Annotated in this window: 12 protein-coding genes and 1 riboswitch; of the genes, 5 read left to right on the top strand and 7 right to left on the bottom strand. The window is 70.4% G+C overall.

Translation table 11 applies throughout. The annotated features are described in order from the left end of the window. Positions 1-38: 38 nt before the first annotated feature. From rnr to OCEPR_RS05340, 3 genes are all read left to right on the top strand, one after another. Positions 39-2,366, top strand: a complete 2,328-nt coding sequence (rnr, locus tag OCEPR_RS05330) for a ribonuclease R (RefSeq protein ID WP_013457687.1) — start codon at positions 39-41, stop codon at positions 2,364-2,366. 94 nt (positions 2,367-2,460) lie between these two features. Next, positions 2,461-4,407, top strand: a complete 1,947-nt coding sequence (locus OCEPR_RS05335; protein WP_013457688.1) for a 2-oxoacid:acceptor oxidoreductase family protein — start codon at positions 2,461-2,463, stop codon at positions 4,405-4,407. Then, on the top strand, positions 4,404-6,041 hold the full coding sequence (locus OCEPR_RS05340; protein WP_013457689.1) for a thiamine pyrophosphate-dependent enzyme: 1,638 nt from the start codon (positions 4,404-4,406) through the stop codon (positions 6,039-6,041). The genes OCEPR_RS05335 and OCEPR_RS05340 overlap by 4 nt, the downstream gene beginning before the upstream one ends. 55 nt (positions 6,042-6,096) lie before the next feature. On the opposite strand, the gene OCEPR_RS05345 is transcribed toward OCEPR_RS05340, so the two are convergent. The 3 genes from OCEPR_RS05345 to OCEPR_RS05355 all read right to left on the bottom strand — a co-directional run bounded on the left by OCEPR_RS05345 (position 6,097) and on the right by OCEPR_RS05355 (position 8,490). Beyond that, on the bottom strand, positions 6,097-6,963 hold the full coding sequence (locus OCEPR_RS05345; RefSeq protein WP_013457690.1) for a methylenetetrahydrofolate reductase: 867 nt from the start codon (positions 6,961-6,963) through the stop codon (positions 6,097-6,099). Positions 6,964-7,004: 41 nt separating this feature from the next. After that, positions 7,005-7,106: riboswitch (SAM riboswitch) on the bottom strand. 56 nt (positions 7,107-7,162) lie between these two features. Beyond that, positions 7,163-7,627 (bottom strand): D-aminoacyl-tRNA deacylase, encoded by a 465-nt coding sequence (gene dtd, locus OCEPR_RS05350; RefSeq protein ID WP_013457691.1) that lies wholly within the window; start codon positions 7,625-7,627, stop codon positions 7,163-7,165. Positions 7,628-7,647: 20 nt separating this feature from the next. Continuing rightward, positions 7,648-8,490, bottom strand: coding sequence for a DegV family protein (locus tag OCEPR_RS05355; RefSeq protein WP_013457692.1), 843 nt, complete (start codon positions 8,488-8,490; stop codon positions 7,648-7,650). A gap of 139 nt (positions 8,491-8,629) precedes the next feature. Between OCEPR_RS05355 and serA the strand changes: the two genes are divergently transcribed. Both serA and OCEPR_RS05365 read left to right on the top strand, forming a co-directional pair. Further along, the gene (gene serA / locus OCEPR_RS05360) at positions 8,630-10,192 is read left to right on the top strand and encodes a phosphoglycerate dehydrogenase (RefSeq protein ID WP_013457693.1); all 1,563 of its coding nucleotides are present in this window, start codon (positions 8,630-8,632) and stop codon (positions 10,190-10,192) included. After that, positions 10,183-11,262, top strand: a complete 1,080-nt coding sequence (locus tag OCEPR_RS05365) for a pyridoxal-phosphate-dependent aminotransferase family protein (protein ID WP_013457694.1) — start codon at positions 10,183-10,185, stop codon at positions 11,260-11,262. The genes serA and OCEPR_RS05365 overlap by 10 nt, the downstream gene beginning before the upstream one ends. Here the strand turns inward: OCEPR_RS05365 and OCEPR_RS05370 are convergent. From OCEPR_RS05370 to OCEPR_RS05385, 4 genes are read right to left on the bottom strand one after another with little or no spacing between them, the layout of a single operon-like run. Further along, the gene (locus OCEPR_RS05370) at positions 11,237-11,839 is read right to left on the bottom strand and encodes a DUF436 domain-containing protein (protein WP_013457695.1); all 603 of its coding nucleotides are present in this window, start codon (positions 11,837-11,839) and stop codon (positions 11,237-11,239) included. The genes OCEPR_RS05365 and OCEPR_RS05370 overlap by 26 nt on opposite strands. Position 11,840: 1 nt before the next feature. Continuing rightward, the gene (gene aroH / locus OCEPR_RS05375) at positions 11,841-12,209 is read right to left on the bottom strand and encodes a chorismate mutase (RefSeq protein ID WP_041554649.1); all 369 of its coding nucleotides are present in this window, start codon (positions 12,207-12,209) and stop codon (positions 11,841-11,843) included. 10 nt (positions 12,210-12,219) lie between these two features. Beyond that, positions 12,220-13,611 carry a chloride channel protein gene (locus OCEPR_RS05380; protein ID WP_013457697.1) on the bottom strand — a complete coding sequence of 464 codons (1,392 nt, stop codon included), beginning with the start codon at positions 13,609-13,611 and terminating at the stop codon, positions 12,220-12,222. After that, positions 13,611-14,717 carry an amidohydrolase family protein gene (locus OCEPR_RS05385; RefSeq protein ID WP_013457698.1) on the bottom strand — a complete coding sequence of 369 codons (1,107 nt, stop codon included), beginning with the start codon at positions 14,715-14,717 and terminating at the stop codon, positions 13,611-13,613. The genes OCEPR_RS05380 and OCEPR_RS05385 overlap by 1 nt, the downstream gene beginning before the upstream one ends.

A 14,717-nucleotide genomic window follows, 5' to 3' on the forward strand; every position in this document is an offset into this window, starting at 1 on the left:
CTAGGAGGACGTGCGGAGCCGCGCTCCGCTAGTGAAGCATGACCAAAGAACAAGTCTACGAGTACATCAAAGCCAACCCCAAGAAGCCCTTCCACCTGCGCGAGGTGGCCCGGGGCCTGGGCCTGTCCAAGGACAAGGCCAAGAACGCCCTTGAGGAGCTGGTCGCCGAGGGCAAGCTGATCCGCACCCGGCGCAAGACCTACGGCCTGCCCGAGAAGATGAACCTGGTCGTGGGCAAGCTCCAGATCCATACGGGCGGCTTCGGTTTCGTCCTCGTCGAGGAAGGCGAGGACCTCTTCATCCCGCCGGGCAAGCTCGGCGGCGCCTGGCCGATGGACAAGGTGGTGGCGCGCATCCTGCCCACCCGCCCCGGAGGCAAGACCTCGGGCGAGGTGATCCGCATCCTCGAGCGCGCCAAGCAGAAGCTCGTGGGGACGCTCGAGTTCGCGCGCGGCTACGCCATCTTGCGCCCCGACGACAAACGCTACCCCGAGCGCCTGCTCCTCAGCCCCGAGGGGCTCGAGGACCTGCGCGAGGGCGCCCGCATCGCCGTTAGGGTGCACTACCCCGAAGACACCGGCGAAAAGGAGCCCTTCGGGGTGCTGCACGAGTACCTGGGCCAGGGCGAGACCCCTGAGACCGAGACCCGCGCGGTCATCCAGAACTTCGACCTGCGGGAGACCTTCCCGCCCGAAGTCCTGGCCGAGGCCGAGCGCATCCCCCGCAAGATTCCCGCGCAGACGCTGAGGGCGCGTGAGGATTTTCGCCAGTTGCCCGTCTTTACCATTGACGGCGCCGACGCCAAGGACTTCGACGACGCCGTCCACCTCGAGCGCCTGGAAGGCGGCGGCTGGCGCGTCGGCATCCACATCGCCGACGTGGCCCACTACGTGCGCGAGGGCAGCGCCCTCGACCGCGAGGCCTACGAGCGTGCGACCAGCGTCTACCTGCCCGGTCGGGTGCTGCCGATGCTGCCCGAGAAGATCTCGAACGGGGTCTGCTCGCTGGTGCCCGGCGAGGACCGCCTGACGATGTCCGTCGTGGCCGACCTGGACGAGAAAGGCCGGGTGCGGGACTACCGCATCGTCCAGGGAGTGATTCGTTCCAAAGCGCGCCTTACCTACGGCCAGGTCGAGGAGCTGCTCTCCGGCGGGCGGCTGCCCGAGGCGGCCCGCTTCCTCGAGGACGACGTGCGCGAGCTCTACCGCCTGACCCGCCACCTCAAGGCCGAACGCCTGGCCGCGGGGGCGCTCGACTTCGACACCCGCGAGGTCAAGGTCGACTTCGACGAGGGCGGCAACCTGCACCTGATTCCCATCCGCGAGGGCGAGGCGCGCAGCCTGATCGAGGAGCTGATGCTGCTGGCGAACCGCACGGTGGCCCGCCACCTCGACGAGCGCGGCATCCCCACCCTTTACCGGGTGCACGAGGATCCGGTCGCCGACCGCTACAAGACCCTGGTCGAGGCGCTCAGCCGCATGGGCTACCACCTGCCCGCCGCCGATCCCGACCCCGCCGCCATGCAGCGGGTGCTCGAGGCCGCGCGCGGCAAACCCGAGGGGCCGGCCGTCTCCATGCTGGTGCTGCGCAGCATGAGCCTCGCCCGCTACGCCCACGAGAACCTGGGCCACTTCGGCCTCGCCTTCGAGGACTACCTGCACTTCACCAGCCCCATCCGCCGTTACCCCGACCTGGTGGTGCACCGGGTGCTCAAGGAGCTGATCAAGGGCAAGGGCCGGATCGGGCCCAAGAAGAAGGCCGCCTGGGCCGAGCGGTTCCCCCGCGTGGCCGAGCACGCCTCCGAACGGGAACGCGCCGCCGAGAAGGCGGAGCGCGACCTGACCAAGTACTTCCAGGTGAAGTGGGCCGAGGCCCAGGTCGGCAAGACGTTCTCGGGGATCGTCAGCGGGGTGACCAACTTCGGCCTCTTCGTCGCCATCGAGAACGGCGTCGAGGGCCTGCTTCCGCTCAGCGACCTGAGCGACGACTACTACGAGTTCGTGCCCGAAGGGCTCGAGCTCGTCGGCCGCAGCACCGGTAAGCGCTGGCGCCTGGGGGACGCCATCAAGGTGCGCATCGAGCGCGCCACCCCCGCGCTCAGGCAGATCGATCTCGCGATCGAGGAGGAGAAGATGTCCACAAGCGAGAAGAAACCCACGAAGAAAAAGGCCCGCAGCCCGCGCCCTGCGGAAGGCAAGAAGAGCGGAAAGGCGCCACGGGTGCTGGCGGGTCCGCCCCAGGAAAAGGCGCGCAACGACCGCCCGCCCCGGCTCACCGCCCAGAAGGTCTACTTCGGCGAGTGGATCGGCGAGGCCGAGGGCGAGGAAAAGCCGCGTTCCAAGACCCGCGGCCGCCGCAAGAAATAGCGTAACCGTGGCGCTTGTCCTAGCCTCCACATCTTCCGGGGGTGTAGGGTAAGTGAGGTATCCCCCAGGAACCTTTCCTGGGAAAGGAGGGCACATGGAAAACGTCAAGTACCCGGGAATTCCGACCACCGGCGACGGCTCCGAAGCCGCCGTGTGGGTCGAGACGCACGTGTCCCAGGCCGCCGTCACCTATCCGATCACGCCGTCCACCAACATGGGGTACGGCTACCAGGTCGCGGTGGCCAACGGACGCACCAACCTATGGGGCGAGGAACTGATGTTCCTCGAGCCCGAATCCGAGCACTCCGCGGGCTCCGCGGCCGAAGGCTTCGCCCTCGCGGGCGGTCGCGTGACCTCTTTCACCGCCTCCCAGGGGCTGGTGCTGCAAAAAGAGGTGCTGCACGTGATCTCGGGCAAGCGCCTGCCGGCGGTCTTCCACATCGGCGCGCGCGCCCTCACCAGCCAGGCGCTGAACATCCACGCGGGGCACGACGACGTCTACGCGGTGGCCGACACCGGCTGGGGCACGCTCTTCGCCGCCAACGCCCAGGAGGTGGCCGACCTGGCGCTGATCGCCCGCCGCGCCGCCGAAGACAGCCACACCCCCTTCATGGTCGTCCAGGACGGCTTTCTCAACACCCATACGGTCGAGAACTTCAACCTGCCCGAGCCTGAACTGATGAAGCAGTTCGTGGGCGACCCCAAGGAGAAGCTGCACAACTACTTCGACCCGAACAACCCGGTGCTCACGGGCGCGGTCGAGAACCAGGACGCCTACATGAAGGGGCGCATCGCCCAGCGCGCCTTCTACGTGCAGGTCCTTCCCGCGCTCGAAAACGCCTTCCGTGAGTTCGAGGCCCTGACCGGCCGCCACTACGACTTCGTGGTGCCCTACCGCCTCGAAGACGCCGAGTACGCCATCGTCGGCATGGGCACGATGATGATGACCGCCCAGGCCGTCGTCGACGCCTTGCGGGAGCAGGGCATGAAGGTGGGCCTCCTCAAGGTCACCTCCTTCCGCCCCTTCCCGGGGGCGCGGGTCGTTGAGCTGTTGCAGCACCTCAAGGGCTTCGCGGTGCTCGAGCGCACGGACGAGCCGCTCGCCGCGGCCAACCCCCTTACCCGCGAGATCAAGACCGCCTTCGCCGACGCCTGGGACGGTTACCCCGGCTTCCCCAAGATCGACCGTCTGCCCAAGATCTACTCGGGCGCCGCCGGCCTCGGGGGCCGCGACATCCGCCCGGTCGACCTCAAGACCGTTTTCGAGCACCTGGCCGCCGAGGATCCGCGGCGCTTCTTCGTGCTCAACATCAAGCACCCGCTCGCGCTCGAGGCCAAAGGGGTCTTCGACGTCACCGCCAAGGGCACCTTCCGCATGCGCGGCTACTCGGTGGGCGGCTTCGGCTCGGTGACGACGAACAAGGTCATCGCCTCCACCACGGCCGACCTCTTCGGTCTCTACGTGCAGGCCTTCCCCAAGTACGGCTCCGAGAAGAAGGGCCTGCCGACGAACTACTACCTCACCGTCGCCGAAGAGCCCGTGCGCGTGCGCAGCGAGCTGCGCGACGTCGAGATGATCGCCATCAACGACCCCAACGCGCTGCACTACACCAATCCCTTCTCCGGGCTGGCCAAGGGCGGCGTCGTCTGGCTGCAGTCCTCCGAGACCGACCCGCGCGACGTCTGGGCGCAGGTGCCGGCCTGGGCGCGCAAGGTGATCCGCGAGAACGGCTACCGCCTCTTCGCGATCGACACGGTCTCGATCGCGCGCGACGTTTCCTCGCGCCCCGACCTGGTGATGCGCATGCAGGGGATCGTGCTGCTCGGCGTCTACCTGCGGGTCGCCCCCTTCGTGGAGCGCCTCAGCCTCAGCGAGGACCAGCTCTGGGAGCGGGTCGAGAAGATCATCCGCAAGTACTTCGGCAAGCGGGGTGAACAGGTCGTCAAGGACAACATGACCGCGATCCAGCGCGGCTACCGCGAGATCATCGAGGTGCCCGCCGAGGTGATCGCCACCGAGCCCGAGGAGGTGGGGGCATGAAGGACAAGAAGATCGTGATGGGCGAGCTCGAGCTCGAACTGGAGCTGCTGCCCGAGCCCGAGCCGCTGGACATCCCCAAGTTCAACCAAGAGTTCCGGGCCGTCGTCGAGGCCTACAACGAGGGGAGCGCCGACCTCGAGATGCCCGCCGACGAGCTGCTGGCGCGCTCCCACATCGCTCCGGGGACGGGCTCCTACCGCGACTTTTCCTACATCGCGCCCGACATCCCCCACTACATCGCCTCCAACTGCACCGCCTGCATGGAGTGCGTGACCGAGTGCCCCGACACCGCCATCCTGGCCAAGGTGCTCCCCGAGAACCTCGTCGAAGAGGAGCTGGCCAAGATCGAGGACCCCGAGACCCGGGAACGCATGCGCGCCCACTTCGCGAAGACCAAGAAGTTCTACGACCTGCCGCAGAAGAAGGGCAAGGAGGCGGGCCTCTTCTCGATCTTCGTCGACCCCACCAAGTGCAAGGGTTGCGCCGAGTGCGTGGCCGTCTGCGACGACGACGCCCTCGAGATGGTGCGCAAGGAAGGGGAGATGGTCCCCCACTACAAGGAGGAGTTCGACTTCTTCAAGAGCCTGCCCGACACCCCGATGGAGTACATCAACGAGCGCACCCCCATCGACCTGATGCTGACCGACAAGACCCACCTCTACGTCGGCGGCGCGGGCAGCTGCGCGGGGTGCGGCGAGGCCACGGCGCTGCGCATGCTCGCGGCGGCCAACGCCTTCGCCTACGACGACCAGTGGGGCATCGTCGCGGCCACCGGCTGCAACACCGTCTACAGCTCGACCTACCCCTACAACCCCTTCCTGGTGCCCTGGACCAACTCGCTCTTCGAGAACGCCGCCACCGACGCCATGGGCATCCGCATGCGCTGGGACCAGATGGGCTGGCAGGACAAGAAGCTCTGGGTCGTCGGCGGCGACGGCGCGATGTTCGACATCGGCTTCCAGGCCCTCAGCCGCATGCTCTCCTCGGGGATGAACATCAACGTGATCATCCTCGACACCCAGGTCTATTCCAACACCGGCGGCCAGGCCTCGACGAGCACCTACATGGGCCAGGAGACCAAGATGTCCGCCTTCGGCAAGAAGCTGAAGGGGAAGACCGAGCACCGCAAGGAGATCGCCGAGATCCTGATGATGCACCCCGACGTCTTCGTGGCGCAGACGACGGCGGCCCACTTCAACCACTTCTACAAGGCGGTCTTCGCGGCCAACGAGTACGAGGGGCCCTCGGTGCTCATCGTCTACACCACCTGCCAGCCGGAGCACGGCGTGGCCGACGACGCCTCCGCGCGTCAGGCGCGCCTGGCCGTGGACAGCCGCACCTTCCCGGTCTTTGTCCACGACCCCCGCAAGGGCCAACGCCTGAGCGAGCGCCTCGACCTGCGCATGAACCCGGCGATCTACGACGACTGGTACACCGACCCCAAGACGGGCAAGCCGCTCACCTTTATCGACTTCGCCCGCACCGAACAGCGCTTCGCCAAGCACTTCGACAAGGACGGCAACCCCAGCGAGGTGCTGCTCGCGGTCCAGGAAGAGCGCCTCAAGAACTGGCGCCGCCTGCAGGAGCTCGCGGGCATCCTCGACAAGAAGAAGCAGAAGGCCGCGGGCGACTAGCCGGCGCCGAACGAGCGCCGCGGGGCTCCGGTCCCGCGGCGGTTTTTTGCCGGGATCAGCCGAGCCGGGCCCCGAGGGGCTTCAGCATCTCCTTTAGCAGCTCCACCCGTCCCAGCGGGTAGAGGTGGGCGCCGTCCATGCCCGCGGCGTGGAGGGCGCGCAGCACGTCCTGCGCCGCGCGCATGCCCGCCGCCCGGCCCTCCCGCTCCAGGTCGGCCACCAGCGCCTCGGGCACGCGCGTCCAGCGGGCGACGTTGCGGGCCATCTTCACCGAGCGCAGCGGCAGCACCCCCCAGAGGATGGGAACGGGGCTCTTTCCCCCCAGGGCGTCGAGGAAGGCCGCGGCGGTCTCGGGGCAGAAGACCGGCTGGGACTGAGCGAAACGGGCCCCCGCCTCGACCTTGGCCCAGAACTTCTCGGCTTCCGCCGCCAGGTCCGCCGCCCCCGGGTTGACGGCCACCCCCGCGGTCAGGTCGGGGGCGCCTTCGAGGCTCCCGCCGCTGAGGTTCTCGCCGCGGTTGAGGCGCGCGATCGTCTCGACGAGGCCGACCGCCCCGAATTCGTAGACGGGCCGGGCCCTCGGGTGGTCCCCGCGCTCCGGCGGGTCGCCCCCCAGCACCAGGACGTTCTTCACCCCCAGCGCCCAGGCCCCCAGCAGGTCGGCTTGCAGCGCGATGACGTTGCGGTCGCGCGCCGTCAGGTGGGGGATCACCTCGACGCCCGTGTGGTGCTGGATCAGGTGGGCCAACATGATGCTGTTCATGCGCAGGTTGGCCATGGGCGCGTCGGAAACGTTGACGGCGTCCACGTAGCCGCGCAGGATCAGGGCCTGTTTGAGGGTGGGGGCGGGGTCGGCGCCGCGGGGCGGGTCCACCTCGGCGGTGAGCACGAAACCGTGGCCAAGTTTGTCGGTCAGGCGCATCGGGGCTCCTTCCTCCTCACCGGAGGAGGGAGGCGGCTCCCTCCTCATCGTTCCCCTGGGGGGCTGGCATTGGCACCTTGCGGGGTTCCCGCCGGTTGCCGCGGCGTCGTCGGGCCAGTTCCCTCGGCCGCTCGGGATGAGGAGCGTACGCGCTGGCGTACTGGGTGGAAGTATACCTATGCAGTCAGGGCTTGTAAAGCTAGGCGCGGCGGCTGCGCTTGCGGTCCTCGCTGTCGAGCCAGATCGTGACCGGGCCGTCGTTGACGAGGGCCACCCGCATGTGGGCGCCGAACTCGCCGGTCTCGACGTGCACCCCCTGGCGCAGCAGGGCCTCGACGAAGCGCTCGTACCAGCGCCGGCCTTCGTCGGGGTCGGCGGCACCGGTGAAGGAGGGCCGGTTGCCCTTTCGGGTGTCGGCGTAGAGGGTGAACTGGCTGACGACCAGCGCCTCGCCCCCGGTGTCGAGAAGGCTCCGGTTCATCTTGCCCGCTTCGTCGGGGAAGATGCGCAGGTTCACGACCTTGCGCACCAGGTAGTCGAGGTCTTCGGCGGTGTCGCGGCGGCCGGCCGCGAACAAGACCAGGAGGCCGCCGGCGATTTCTCCGACGACCTCGTCCGCTACGGTCACCCTGGCTTCGGAAACGCGTTGGATCAAGGCCCGCATGGGGGCATTCTACGCCGGCGCTAGAGGCTGTAGGCGTAGTAGCCGTAGATGCCGGGGCCGGTGTGCGAGGCGATCACCGCGCCGATCTCGGAGGTGTAGACCTCCTCGATTCCGCCGCCGAGGGAGCGGATTTCCTCGCGCAGGGCGTGCACGGCCTCCTCGGCGCCGGTGTAGAGGTAGAAGACGCGCACCTTTTCCCGCCCCTGGGCCCACTCGCGAAACGTCTTGACCATCTCCTTCAGCGCCCGTTTTTCGCCGCGGGCGCGGCCCGCGGCGTCGACGACGCCGTCCCGAACCGTGAGGATGGGCTTGATGTTGAGCAGGTTGCCCAGGAAGGCCTGGGCGCCGCCGATGCGGCCGTTCTTGCGCAGGTAGTCCAGGGTGGCCACCACGAAGCGGACGATGTGGTCGTCGCGGATGCGCTCCAGCTCGCGCACGACCTCTTCGAGTTCCGTACCCTCGCTGAGCAGTTCGTGCGCCCGCAGCACCATCATGCCGATGCCCGCCGAGGCGGCCTGCGAGTCGAAAACCTGCACCCGGCCGCCGTACTTCTCCGCGGCGATGCTGGCCGACTGGAAGGTGCCCGAGAGCTTGGAGGAGATGTGAATGGAGAGGACCCGGTCGGCGTGCTCGAGCGCCTCGGCGTAGGCCACCTCGAAGTCCTGCGGCGAGGGCTGGCTGGTCGTGGGCAGGTCGGCGCCCGCGGCCACCCCTTTGAACAGGTCCGCGGGGGTGATCTCCTCCCAGTCCTTGAAGGTCTTTCCTTGAAAGTGGACGTACAGCGGCACGACGCGCACGCCGATGCGCGCCCGTAGTTCAGGGGGGATGTCGCTGGTGGAGTCGGTGACCAAGGCTACGTTCATGTCTTCCTCCCGTAAGGCTCTGGCTTGCGCTCTCAAAGCAGCATACCGACCGCCCGGGGGCGAACGTTGAACCGGGTACAAGGCGGTGCGGCGGGCGCGGTTGAAGTAAATATGCACCGGTGTTAGGCTTTGATGCATCATGTGGCGCGTGCTCGTGACCGACGAAATGCACCTGGGTGACCACGATCACCCCGACCTGCAGCTCGACTACCGTCCGGGAATGCCGCGCGAGGAGATCCTGGCCGGCATCGCCGAATACGACGCCTTGATCACCCGCAGCCGCACGCAGGTGGACCGCGAGCTGCTGGAGCGGGCGGAGCGGCTCAAGGTGATCGGGCGCGGGGGCGTGGGCGTGGACAACATCGACCTGGACGCCGCTTCCAGACGCGGCATCCTGGTGATCAACGTGCCGGAGGCCAACACCCGCAGCGCCGCCGAGCTGGCCTTCGGGCTCATGCTCTCCGCCGCCCGCCTGGTGGCGCTCTCCGACCGGGAGCTGCGCGAAGGGCGCTGGAACCGCAAACACCTGGGTCGGGAGCTGATGAACAAGCGCCTGGGCATCGTGGGGTTGGGGCGCATCGGGGGGCAGGTGGCCCAGTTCGCCCGCGCCTTCGGCATGGAGGTCTGGGCCTACGACCCCTACATCTCCAGCAAACGCGCCGAGACCCTCGGGGTGCGCCTCGTGGACCGCCTGGAGACGCTGCTGCCCGAGGTGCAGTTCCTGACCGTGCACACGCCGCTGAACGAGGAGACCCGGGACCTGATCGGCCGCCGCGAGCTGTACCTGCTGCCCCGGGGCGCGGTCGTCGTCAACGCCGCCCGCGGCGGCATCGTCAACGAGCCTGCGCTGCACGACCTGCTGGAGGAAGGGCACCTCTTCGCGGTCGGACTCGACGTCTTCGCGGTCGAGCCCCCCGACCCCGACCACCCTCTGCTGCACCACCCGCGGGTGGTGCACACCGCCCACCTGGGCGCCAACACCGAGGAGGCGCAGGCGCGTGTGGGCCACGGGATCGTCGAGCGCGTCTACGAAGCGCTCTCGGGGAACTACGCCTACGCGATCAACGCGGGGTTCGACCCGGAGGCCTTCCAGGCGCTCAAGGGCTGGATGCCCCTGGCCGAAGCGCTGGGCCGGCTGCTGGCGCAGATCACCCGGGGCCGCGCGCAGACGCTGGAGGTCGCGGTGCTGGGGGGGTTCGAATGCGAGCCCGAGCCCGTCTTCGCCGCGGTGGCCAAGGGGGTGCTCGAGCCGGTCATCGACGAGCCCGTCAACTACGTCTCCTCCCGGCCGCGCCTCGAAGAGCGCGGCGTGCGCCTGGTCAGCCGCCGCGACCCCGACGCCCGGGGTTACGCTCAGGCCATCGAGGTGCGGCTGGTGACGGACCAGGAGGAGCGCCGCGCCCTGGGCACGGTCCTCGCCGGCCGCCCGCGGCTGGTGCGCATCGACGACTACGCGCTGGAGATCGAGCCGACCGGTGCGGTCCTCGTCTGCATCAACCGCGACCAGCCGGGCGTCGTCGGACGGGTGGGCACGCTGCTGGGCGAGGCCGGGGTCAACATCGCGGGGCTGCAGCTCGGGCGGGACCAGCCCGGCGGCCGCGCCCTCTTCGTGCTCGCCGTCGATCAGCCGCCGCCCGACGAGGTCCTCGAAGAACTCCGGAACCTCGAGCTCCTGGAGCGGGTGGACGCCGCATGGCTGTGACCCGCCCTCGGCTGCTGACCCCGGGGCCCGTCAACCTTCACCCCGCGGCCTTGCAGGCCTTGACGCGGCCGCAGCTGCACCACCGCAGCCCCGAGGCCGCCGCTCTGGTCCGGGGGCTGCGGGCGCGGCTGGCGGCGCTGCTGGCGAGCCGCGGGGAGGCGGTCCTCCTGGGGGGCAGCGGCACGGCCGCCATGGAGGCGGTGGTGCGGGCCCTTTTCCGTCCCGCCGCGCGCGTCTGGGTCCCGGTCGCGGGTAAGTTCGCCGAACGCTGGGTGGAGATCGCGCGCGCCGCCGGGCTCGAACCGCAGGTCACCGAGCACCCCTGGGGCGCGGCCGTGGGCCCCGACGACCTGCCCCCGGGCCGGATCGACGGCGCCCTGCTTACCCATTCGGAGACCTCGACGGGCGTGCTGCACCCGGTGCGTTCGCTGGCCGCGGCGGTGCGCGCGCGGGCGCCCGAAGCCCTCGTCGTCGTCGACGCCGTCACCTCCTTCCTGGTCGCCGAGCTCGAGCTCGAGTCCTGGGGGCTGGACGCGGCCGTCAGCGGCAGCCAGAAGGGCGCGATGTCGCCTCCCGGCCTCGCCTTCGCATGGCTCGCGCCGCGCGCGTTGGAGCGGCTGCGCCCGTCGGGCTACTACCTCGACCTCAGCCGCGAGCTCGCCGCCCAGCGGCAGGGCCAGACGGCGTTCACGCCCCCGATCCAGATCGTCGAGGCCGTTCACGACGTCCTCGAGGCCGCCTGGCCGCAGGGCCGCGACGACCTGGCGCGCCACTGGGCGGTGAAGGCCGAGGCCACCGCCCGTTTCTACGCGCGCGGCGCGGAACTGGGCCTGCGTCCGGTTCCTTCCCGCGAAGAGGCGCGCAGCCCCGCCACCGCCGCCTTCTACCTGCCCCGAGGATGGACCTCGGAGGCGCTTTCCGCGGCGTTCGCGGAGCGCGGCTGGCGGGTTGCGGGGGGTCAGGGGCCCCTGAAGGGGCGCATCTTTCGGGTGTCGGCGATGGGCTACTTCACCCGCGCCGAGCTGGAGCGGGCCTACAACGACTTCACCGCGGTGCTGCGTCGTTCCTGAGCGCCTCATCCAGGACGCGGTCGGCCTCGTCGGGGTCGTAGACCGCGCGCGCGCCCCCGATCAGGCGCGGACGCGAGTAGCCGCCGCTGAGCGGGGCGCGGCCGAGGCGCAGGTCGCCCAGCGGCACCGGAACCGCCACGGGCCGCAGGTGCATGCCGATCAGGACCCCGCCGATGTCGAGTCCGTAGCGCGCGGAAGCGGCCAGATCGGCGACCACGACGGGGTCGGGCAGCAGCCTGCGGTAGACCGCGGCCAGCGAACCGCCCGCCTTGGGAACGGGGACGACGTTCACCGGCTCGAGCCCCAGCGCCTGCGCCCTGCCCGCCGGCAGAACCAGGCTGCGGTTGACGTGTTCGCAGCCCTGCACCGCCAGCACCACGCCCCGTGGGGCCAGCTCAGGCATCAGCGCCTCCAGAAGCTCAAGGGCCAGCGACGGGTCTCCGGCCTTGCCGTAGCGTTCGCCCCGCACCGCGCTCGTCGAACCGCCCAGCACCATGAGGTCGCCCGGTTCGGGCGGCGCCGCCGCGAAGATGCGCCGGACGGCTTCGAGGAGGGGGGCGGCGAGGTCGGAAGGCATGTCAGAAAGCACTGTCCAGGTCGGGGCGCAAGCGCTGGGCCTCGCCCAGGTAGACGTGGCGGATGGCCTCGGGGGGCGCGTCGGTGTTCCAGAGCGCCAGGATCCGGATCACCCGGGGCAGCGATCCGGGCACGGGCACCTCGCGCGCCGACAGCAGCGGGACGCGGTTCATGCCCAGCTGCCGCGCCGCCTCGGCGGGGAAGGCGGAGATCAGGTCCTCGGTGACGGTGAAGATCAGCGCCGCGAGCTCCGCCGGGTCGCGGATGCCGTTGCGCTCCAGGATGGCCTCGAGCAACTTCCGCGTCGCCGCGTGGATCTCCTCGGGGGTGTCCTGCTCGACGGTGATGGCGCCGCGAATGCCCCGTACCATGTGGGCCATTCTAACCGCCGCGGCGCGGGAGCAACAGCCGGTCGTCGGCTTCGAGGACGAGTTCGGGGTCGGCGGCCAGCTCCCGGCCGTCGCGCACGAGGCCGCGGATCTCGAAGGTGAGCTCGCCGACCCGCAGGCCGGCGAAGGGCGCGGCGGCCACGGTTTCCTCGGCCAGGTTCTGCTCGGGGAAGACCTGCACCGGGGTGAGCACGTAGGCCACGAAGATGGCTGGCAGCGCCAGGGGCAGCACCGCGTAGCCGCCGAATTCGCTGACGAGCAGGAGGGCGGCGAAGGGCGTGCGCACCACCCCGGCGAGCAGCGCCCCCATCCCCACCAGCGCGGCCGCCTGGGCGTCGGGGGCGTAGGCCGGCAAGGCCCGCGCCAGGGCCACCGCGTAGAGGCCCCCGAGCGCGAGGGCGGGGCCGATCAGCGCCCCGTACCCCCCCAGGCCGTAGACGAGACCCAGGAGCAGGGTGCGCACCGCCGCCAGCAGCACCAGGAAGGCCACTGGCAGGATGGGGGTGCTCCCGAGCTCCACCCAGACGAGGCCGTCGCCCAGGGTCTGCGGCAGCAACGCCGCCACCGCGGCCACGATCAGCCCCAGCAGGGCGTGGCGCGGCATGAACGACAGGCCCGCCGAGGCCCGCCGCACCGCCCGCACCGAGTGCACGAGCAGCGTCCCCACCGCGGCCATCAGTGCGCCCAGCAGCAGTGCGAAGCCGAGGTGGTACCAGCGGGGCGGCAGCGGTTGCAAGGAAAGCAGCGGTTCGTAGCCCCAGAAGGCGCCGTAGACGGTAAACCCCGCCAGGGCCCCGATCAGGGCGGGGCCCAGCGAAGCAATGGCGAGGACGAGGCCGGGAAAGAAGATCTCGACGGCCAGCAGCGCCCCGCCCACGGGGGCGTGGAAGGCGGCGGCGAACCCGGCCGCGAGGCCGGCGAAGGGCAGGTGGCGGGCGAGGTTCGCGGGCAGGAAGCGGCGCCCCAGGGCGTCGCCCATCCAATCGCCCAGGACGGCCATGGGCCCTTCGCGGCCCATCGGCGAGCCCGCCCCCAGCTCGACCAGACTGCCCAGGGCGTAGCGCAGCTTCTCGCGCAGCGTGGCCCGGGTGGTCTGGTGGTATGCGGCGATGATCTTGGCCAGGCCGCGGTTGTGCCCCAGCAGCGAGGCGCCCGCGAAGACGAGCGGGAGCAGCAGCAACAGGACCCAGGGGTGGGGGTTGCGAAAGGTGTGCAGCAGCCCGTTTTCCCCCGAGTAGCCCGGGGGCAGGTAGCCCACGAGGTACCCGAGCACGTACTCCTGCACCTGGTAGAGGAGCCAGGTGAAGGAGGCGGCGACCAGCCCCACCAGCAGGCCCAGACCGGCGCTGTAAGCGATGAGGGTAAGGACGTGCCGCCGATCCATTACCAAAATTCTACTTGTTCGAGTTCCATCCCGGGCTGCAGCACGGCAGGCGCCAGCCCCAGGGCGGCGCGCCCGCCGGCCGCCGCCCAGGCGAGCGTGCGCTCCGGAGGTTGCCCGCGGCGCTCGAGCAGCGCGACCTCGTCGCGCACGTCCAGCGAGGGGGCGCTGGCCCGGGAGTCGGTGCCCAGCGCCAGCGGCACCCCGTGCTGCAGGTACAGATCAAAGGGCGGCAGCCCCGCCTCGAGGCCCAGGTTCGAACGGGGGCAGCTGACCACGACCGCGCCGGATTCGGCCAGCAACCGCACGTCGGCCTCGTCGACCTGGACGCCGTGGACCAGCGTGGGCCGGGCCTCCAGCACCCCCAGCTCGGCCAGGTAGGCGATGGGGGAGAGGCCCGTCGGGTGCAGGTCGAGCGGCCAGCCCTGCGCGCGAAAGAACGCCGCCAGATCGCCTTCGCGGCGCAGGAAGTAGTCGCGCTCGCCCGGGCTTTCGGCGGCGTGGATCTGCAGCGGGACTTCGAATTCGCGCGCGAGCGCGACCACCCCGCGCATCAGCCCGGGGGTGAGCGAGTAGGGGGCGTGCGGGGAAAGGCCCACGCGCGGCCCGCCCGGGCGCTCGCGCCGTTTCCAGCGCTCGAGCCGCTCGCGGGTGGCCCTCAGGATCTCGGCTTCCCGCTCCGGCGGCACCAGCCCCAGCACCTCCCAGTAGACGACGCCGGCGGCGGGGGCTTCTGCGAGCCACCAGTCCACCACCTCTTCGCGGGCGGCGATGTCGCCGACGAGCCGCTGGGGGGCCTGTGCGGCGGCCCGGGCCGCGGCCTCGCGCCCGCGGCGTTCGGCGCGGCCGATGACGTAGCGCACGAAGTCGGGAAAGGGGCCGGTGAAGGTGGGGCCGAGGCCCAGGTCGAGGTGGGTGTGCGCGTTGGCGAGCGGCGGGCCCAGGTAGCGCCCCTTCACCCGCGTGGGGGCCGCGGGGAAACGCTCCCGCAGCTCGTCGAGGCGGCCGGTCGCGAGCACCCGCCGGCCGTCGGTGACGAGGCCGGCGTCCGCGCGCACGGCGCCGTCCAGCCACACCCAGGACGCGGTCCAGATCTCCAGTTCGGGCAT

The sequence above is a fragment of the Oceanithermus profundus DSM 14977 genome, assembly GCF_000183745.1.
Taxonomy (GTDB): Bacteria; Deinococcota; Deinococci; order Deinococcales; family Marinithermaceae; genus Oceanithermus; species Oceanithermus profundus.

Bases quoted from the DNA above. Each gene is read 5' to 3' on its own strand.
- rnr (WP_013457687.1), top strand. From the start codon at position 39: ATGACCAAAGAACAAGTCTACGAGTACATCAAAGCCAACCCCAAGAAG.
- OCEPR_RS05335 (WP_013457688.1), top strand. From the start codon at position 2,461: ATGGAAAACGTCAAGTACCCGGGAATTCCGACCACCGGCGACGGCTCC.
- OCEPR_RS05340 (WP_013457689.1), top strand. From the start codon at position 4,404: ATGAAGGACAAGAAGATCGTGATGGGCGAGCTCGAGCTCGAACTGGAG.
- OCEPR_RS05345 (WP_013457690.1), bottom strand. From the start codon at position 6,963: ATGCGCCTGACCGACAAACTTGGCCACGGTTTCGTGCTCACCGCCGAG.
- dtd (WP_013457691.1), bottom strand. From the start codon at position 7,627: ATGCGGGCCTTGATCCAACGCGTTTCCGAAGCCAGGGTGACCGTAGCG.
- OCEPR_RS05355 (WP_013457692.1), bottom strand. From the start codon at position 8,490: ATGAACGTAGCCTTGGTCACCGACTCCACCAGCGACATCCCCCCTGAA.
- serA (WP_013457693.1), top strand. From the start codon at position 8,630: ATGTGGCGCGTGCTCGTGACCGACGAAATGCACCTGGGTGACCACGAT.
- OCEPR_RS05365 (WP_013457694.1), top strand. From the start codon at position 10,183: ATGGCTGTGACCCGCCCTCGGCTGCTGACCCCGGGGCCCGTCAACCTT.
- OCEPR_RS05370 (WP_013457695.1), bottom strand. From the start codon at position 11,839: ATGCCTTCCGACCTCGCCGCCCCCCTCCTCGAAGCCGTCCGGCGCATC.
- aroH (WP_041554649.1), bottom strand. From the start codon at position 12,209: ATGGTACGGGGCATTCGCGGCGCCATCACCGTCGAGCAGGACACCCCC.
- OCEPR_RS05380 (WP_013457697.1), bottom strand. From the start codon at position 13,611: ATGGATCGGCGGCACGTCCTTACCCTCATCGCTTACAGCGCCGGTCTG.
- OCEPR_RS05385 (WP_013457698.1), bottom strand. From the start codon at position 14,717: ATGCCCGAACTGGAGATCTGGACCGCGTCCTGGGTGTGGCTGGACGGC.